This is a genomic window from Burkholderia sp. Ac-20345, from assembly GCF_017104825.1.
Taxonomy (GTDB): Bacteria; Pseudomonadota; Gammaproteobacteria; order Burkholderiales; family Burkholderiaceae; genus Burkholderia; species Burkholderia lata_B.
The window spans coordinates 45241-51307 of sequence record NZ_JAAGPO010000066.1 but is presented as its reverse complement, the minus strand read 5'-3'; the positions used below and the strand labels follow the sequence as shown (position 1 = coordinate 51307).

The window sequence follows — 6067 nt, the reverse complement described above, 5'->3', positions numbered from 1 at the left end:
GGCCCGGCGGGCGGGCCGTACGCGTCGCACCCCGCGGCACCGTTGCGGTGCATGCACGCTACCGACAGGCCGGTCTTGGGCGACCGACTTCCGGGTATAATTACGGCCTTCCTTTCGCCCCACGTCGCCACCTCGCGCGACTCATCGACGTCAGTCCAGCCCATGGCTCACTTCTCGTGTTTTCCCGGCGCTTCGGCCCTCTCCGATTTCCGTCAAACCCGTCTGCTCGACACGCTCAGGCAAATCGACGCCAACATCGTCGCGGTGCGCGGGCAGTTCCTGCACTTCGTCAATGCGGCCGAGCCGCTGTCGGCCGACGACAGCGCCCGCATCGACGCGCTGATGCACTACGGCGCGCCGTTCGAGCCGGCGGCCGAGAAGGGCACGGCCGAGACCTTCGTCGTGCTGCCGCGCTTCGGCACGGTCTCGCCGTGGGCGAGCAAGGCGACCGACATCGCGCAGCATTGCGGCCTCACGCAGGTGCGCCGCATCGAGCGCGGCGTCGAGTTCACGGTCACGCTGAAGTCGGGCCTGCTCGGCGGCAAGAAGGCGCTGTCGGACGACGCGCGCGCGGCCGTCGCGGCCGCGCTGCATGACCGGATGACCGAAAGCGTCGTCGCGGCACGCGACGACGCGAAGCACCTGTTCGACGAACTGCCGGCCAAGCCGCTCGCGAGCGTCGACGTGCTGGGCGTCGGCCGCGGCGCGCTCGAACGCGCGAACGTCGAGCTGGGCCTCGCGCTCGCCGACGACGAGATCGACTACCTGGTCGACGCGTTCCGCAAGCTCGAACGCAACCCGACCGACGTGGAACTGATGATGTTCGCGCAGGCGAACAGCGAGCACTGCCGCCACAAGATCTTCAACGCGCAGTGGACGATCGACGGCGAAGCGCAGGACATGTCGCTGTTCGCGATGATCCGCAACACCGAGAAGCTGAACCCGCAAGGCACGATCGTCGCGTATTCGGACAACTCGTCGATCATGGTCGGCGCCGAAGCCGAGCGCTGGTTCCCGCGCAACGCAGGCGCGGCCGGCGAGCCGGGCGAGCGCTACGGCCGCCACACCGAGCTCACGCACACGCTGATGAAGGTCGAGACGCACAACCACCCGACGGCGATCTCGCCGTTCCCGGGTGCGGCGACCGGCGCGGGCGGCGAGATCCGCGACGAAGGCGCGACGGGCCGCGGTGCGCGCCCGAAGGCCGGCCTCACGGGCTTCACCGTATCGAACCTCGATCTGCCCGACGCACGCCAGTCGTGGGAAAACGCGCGCGACGCGGCCCAGCCGGTCGGCGAGCGCAACCCGAACGATGCGCATGGCCCGTACGGCCGCCCGGACCGCATCGCGTCGCCGCTGCAGATCATGATCGACGGCCCGCTCGGCGGAGCCGCGTTCAACAATGAATTCGGCCGTCCGAACCTCGGCGGCTATTTCCGCGTGTACGAGCAGAACGTCGGCGGGAAGGTGCACGGCTATCACAAGCCGATCATGATCGCGGGCGGTCTCGGCAACATCGCCGACCAGCATACGCACAAGCACGACGTGCCGGCAGGCTCGCTGCTGATCCAGATCGGCGGCCCCGGCATGCGGATCGGCATGGGCGGCGGCGCCGCGAGCTCGATGGCGACCGGCGCGAACACGGCCGAACTCGACTTCGACTCGGTGCAGCGCGGCAACCCCGAAATCGAGCGTCGCGCCCAGGAAGTGATCAACGGCTGCTGGCAGCTCGGCGCGGAAAACCCGATCCTGAGCATCCACGACGTCGGCGCGGGCGGCCTGTCGAACGCGTTCCCCGAGATCGTCGACGGTGCGGGCAAGGGCGCGCGTTTCGAGCTGCGCAAGGTCGCGCTCGAGGAATCGGGCCTGTCGCCGCGCGAAATCTGGTCGAACGAAGCGCAGGAGCGCTACGTGCTGGCGATCGCGCCGGCCGACCTGCCGCGCTTCGAGGCGATCTGCGCACGTGAGCGCTGCCCGTTCGCGGTGGTTGGTGTCGCGACCGACGAACGCCAGCTGAAGCTCGTCGACGACGAAGCGACGGGCGCCGACGAATACCCGGTCGACATGCCGATGGAAGTGCTGCTCGGCAAGCCGCCGCGCATGCATCGCGACGTCACGCGCGTGGCGACCGAGCGTGCGCCGGTCGACGTGACGGGCATCGCGCTGTCGGAAGTGGCGGTCGACGTGCTGAAGCACCCGACGGTCGGCAGCAAGTCGTTCCTGATCACGATCGGCGACCGTTCGGTCGGCGGCACGTCGGTGCGCGACCAGATGGTCGGCCCGTGGCAGGTGCCGGTGGCCGACTGCGCGGTCACCGCGCTCGACTACGCGGGCTTCAAGGGCGAGGCGATGACGATGGCCGAGCGCACGCCGCTCGCGGTGATCGACGCGCCGGCATCGGGCCGCATGGCGGTTGGCGAGGCGATCACGAACATCGCGAGCGCGCCGATCGCATCGCTCGACAAGCTGAAGCTGTCGGCGAACTGGATGGCCGCATGCGGCACGGCCGGCGAGGACGCCGCGCTGTTCGACACGGTCAAGGCGATCGGCATGGAGCTGTGCCCGGCACTCGGGATCGGCATCCCGGTCGGCAAGGATTCGCTGTCGATGAAGACGAAGTGGGACGAGCAGGGCGTCGCGAAGGAAGTGGTGTCGCCGGTGTCGCTGATCATCTCCGCGTTCGCGCCGGTCGAGGACGTGCGCCGCCACCTGACGCCGCAACTGCGCCGCATCGCTGACGCAGGCGATAGCGTGCTGATCGCGATCGATCTCGGCCGCGGCAAGAACCGGATGGGCGGCAGCATCTTCGCGCAGGTCACGCAGCAGGTCGGCGACACGACGCCGGACGTCGACGATGCGGAAGACCTGAAGCGCTTCTTCAACGCGATCCAGTCGCTCAATGCGCAAGACAAGCTGCTCGCATACCACGACCGCTCGGATGGCGGCCTGTGGGCGACGGCGTGCGAAATGGCATTCGCGGGCCACGCGGGCGTGTCGCTGAACGTCGACATGCTGACGCTCGACCCGAATCACGAATCCGACTACGGTGACGCGAAGGACTGGGCGAAGCAGACGAGCGGCCGCCGCGACGACCGCACGCTGCGCGCGCTGTTCTCGGAAGAACTCGGCGCCGTCGTGCAGGTGCGTGCGACCGACCGTGACGCGGTGCTCGGCGCGCTGCGCGAGTTTGGCCTGTCGGCGTGCTCGCACGTGATCGGCTCGGTCAACGATCGCGACGTGATCGAGGTGTACCGCGACGCGAAGAAGATCTTCGACGCACCGCGCACCGAACTCCATCGTGCATGGAGCGAAGTGAGCTGGCGCATCGCGCGCCTGCGCGACAACCCCGCCTGCGCGGATGCCGAATACGACGCGCTGCTCGACGTGGCCGATCCGGGCATCTCGCCGGTGCTGAGCTTCGATCCGGCCGACGACATCGCCGCGCCGTTCATCGCGACGGGCGCACGGCCGCGCGTCGCGATCCTGCGCGAGCAGGGCGTGAACTCGCATCTGGAAACGGCCTACGCGTTCGATCGCGCGGGCTTCGATGCACACGACGTGCACATGAGCGACCTGCTTGCCGGCCGTGCGACGCTCGCCGATTTCGCGGGTGCGGTCGCCTGCGGCGGCTTCTCGTACGGTGACGTGCTGGGCGCGGGCGAAGGCTGGGCGAAGACGGTCCGCTTCAACGCGAACCTCGCCGACATGTTCTCGGCATTCTTCGCGCGTCCCGACACGTTCGCGCTCGGCATCTGCAACGGCTGCCAGATGCTGTCGAGCCTTGCGTCGATGATCCCGGGCGCGGAAGCGTGGCCGAAGTTCACGCGCAACAAGTCCGAGCAGTTCGAGGCGCGTTTCTCGTTCGTCGAAGTGGAGAAGTCGCCGTCGATCTTCTTCGCGGGGATGGAAGGCTCGCGGATTCCGGTCGCGGTTGCGCACGGCGAAGGCTACGCGGACTTCTCGCAGCAGGGCGACATCGATCGCGTCGCGGTCTCGATGCGTTTCGTCGATCACCGCGGCGAAGCGACCGAGCGCTATCCGTTCAACCCGAACGGCTCGCCGGCCGGCATCACGTCGGTCACGACGGCCGACGGCCGCTTCTCGGTGCTGATGCCGCACATGGAGCGCGTGCACCGTACGGTCGCGATGAGCTGGCACCCGGAAAGCTGGGGTGAAGCGAGCCCGTGGATGCGCGTGTTCCGCAACGCGCGCCGCTGGATCGGCTGATCGGGATGATGTTCGACCCGAACGCACCGGTCGAGGTCGTCACGCTGCGCGACGCGCGAGCGAGCGAGGCCGACGCGATCGGCCGCGTGATCGCCGCCGCGTTCGCGGGCGAGCCGGAAGGCGGGCAGTTCGAACGGCGGATCGTCGAAACGTTGCGTGCGGACGGTGCGTTGAGCGTCTCGCTCGTCGCGGAGCGCGACGGCCGCCTGATCGGGCACGTTGCCTTCTCGCCGGTGTCGATCGGCGGCGAACCGTCCGGCAGCCAAGGCTGGTACGGGCTGGCGCCGCTCGCGGTACTGCCCGATTGCCAGCGGCAGAGCATCGGCGCGGGGCTGGTGCGCACGGGGCTCGACGCGCTGCGCCGGCTTGGCGCGCGCGGCTGCGTCCTGCTCGGGGAACCCGCGTACTACACGCGCTTCGGCTTTGCGCCATCCGGCGACATCGTGTTTCCGGGCGTGCCGCCCGAGTATTTCCTCGCGCTGTCGCTCGACGATTCGGCGCCGCGGCCGTCGGGTGACGTTCGCTATCACGACGTGTTCTACCCCGCGTAGCGCAAGTTTGCAGCGCGAGTCGATCCGGCACACGGGAAAGGCCGCTCTTCGGAGCGGCCTTTTTCTTTTGGTGGCGGTGGGCCACAGTGCATCGTGATGCGACGGCAGTCAGTTCGCGGGCAATAAAAAAGCCGCTCCGAAGAGCGGCTTTTCGACGCCCGGGCGACGAGCGCCGGCGTTACTGGATCTTTGCCTGCTGGCGCAGACCTTCCTCGAACGCCTGCAGCTTCTGCTGCACGAGCTGCTGCGCGATCTGCGCCTTCACCTGATCGAACGGCGGCGGGGCGATGTCGCGGACGTCGTCGACACGGATGATGTGCCAGCCGAACTGCGTCTTCACCGGCGCGTCGGTCATCTGGCCTTTCTGCAGCTTCTGCGCGGCCGCCGCGAATTCCGGCACGTACGCCTTCGGGTCGGACCAGTCGAGATCGCCGCCGTTCTTGCCCGAACCCGGATCCTTCGAGTACTGCTTCGCGAGATCCTCGAACTTCGCGCCGGCCTTGATCTTCGCGATCAGGTCCTTCGCCTGCTGCTCGTTGTCGACGAGGATGTGGTGCAGGTGGTATTCGCGATTGCCGCCGGCGCCCTTGACGAGGTCGTCGTAGCGCGCCTTCACTTCGGCGTCGGTCGGCTGGTTCTTCTTCAGGAAGCTCTCGATCATCGAGCGCAGCACGACGGTCTGCTGCGCGACGGCGACCTGCGCCTTCACGTCCGGACGGTTCGGGATGCCTTCGCGGATCGCTTCCTGCATCAGGATTTCGCGGTTCACGAGTTCCTGGCGCACGGCCTGCTGCAGTTGCGGGCTGTCGGTCTGGCCTTGCTGGACGAGCTGAGCAACCATCGCGTCGGCGCGCGACTTCGGAATCGGCGTGCCGTTGACGACGGCGATGTTCTGGGCAAATGCCGGTGCCGCTGCGAAAGCAGCCGCCGCGACCCACAGGCGGGGGGATTTCAGGATCATCGGGAATTCCTAATGAGACTAGATTGAAGATTCGTTGAATTCTTCGGGCGTGTAAGCCACGATCGCGAGCGCGTGAATGCCGCGCTGCATCGCATCAGCGAGCGCATCATACACCAGCCGGTGCCGCGCGACGCGCGGCTTGCCCGCGAACGCGGCCGACACGATCGTGACCGTGAAATGGCCGCCGGCGGCCGCGCCGGCGTGGCCCGCGTGCTGCGCGCTGTCGTCGCGCACGGTGAGCGACAGCGGGGCGAGCGAGGCGGTGAGGCGCGCTTCGATCAGCGCGATGCGTTCGTCGGGCGACGCGTGGAGAAAGGCGTCCGTCATG

Annotated in this window: 4 protein-coding genes; 2 read left to right on the top strand and 2 right to left on the bottom strand. The window is 68.2% G+C overall.

What is annotated here, in order from left to right:
* Positions 1-162: 162 nt before the first annotated feature.
* Together purL and G3O06_RS23515 are read left to right on the top strand one after the other, a co-directional pair.
* Entirely contained in the window at positions 163-4227 is a 4065-nt protein-coding gene (purL, locus tag G3O06_RS23520; RefSeq protein WP_205817652.1) for a phosphoribosylformylglycinamidine synthase, read from the top strand.
* A gap of 5 nt (positions 4228-4232) precedes the next feature.
* Positions 4233-4778: an N-acetyltransferase gene (locus G3O06_RS23515; protein WP_205817653.1), complete on the top strand. Its 546-nt coding sequence runs from the start codon at positions 4233-4235 to the stop codon at positions 4776-4778.
* A gap of 178 nt (positions 4779-4956) precedes the next feature.
* On the opposite strand, the gene G3O06_RS23510 is transcribed toward G3O06_RS23515, so the two are convergent.
* Positions 4957-5739 (bottom strand): peptidylprolyl isomerase, encoded by a 783-nt coding sequence (locus tag G3O06_RS23510; protein ID WP_124902373.1) that lies wholly within the window; start codon positions 5737-5739, stop codon positions 4957-4959.
* Positions 5740-5757: 18 nt separating this feature from the next.
* Positions 5758-6066 carry a BolA family protein gene (locus G3O06_RS23505; protein WP_059532602.1) on the bottom strand — a complete coding sequence of 103 codons (309 nt, stop codon included), beginning with the start codon at positions 6064-6066 and terminating at the stop codon, positions 5758-5760.
* Position 6067: the final 1 nt, after the last annotated feature.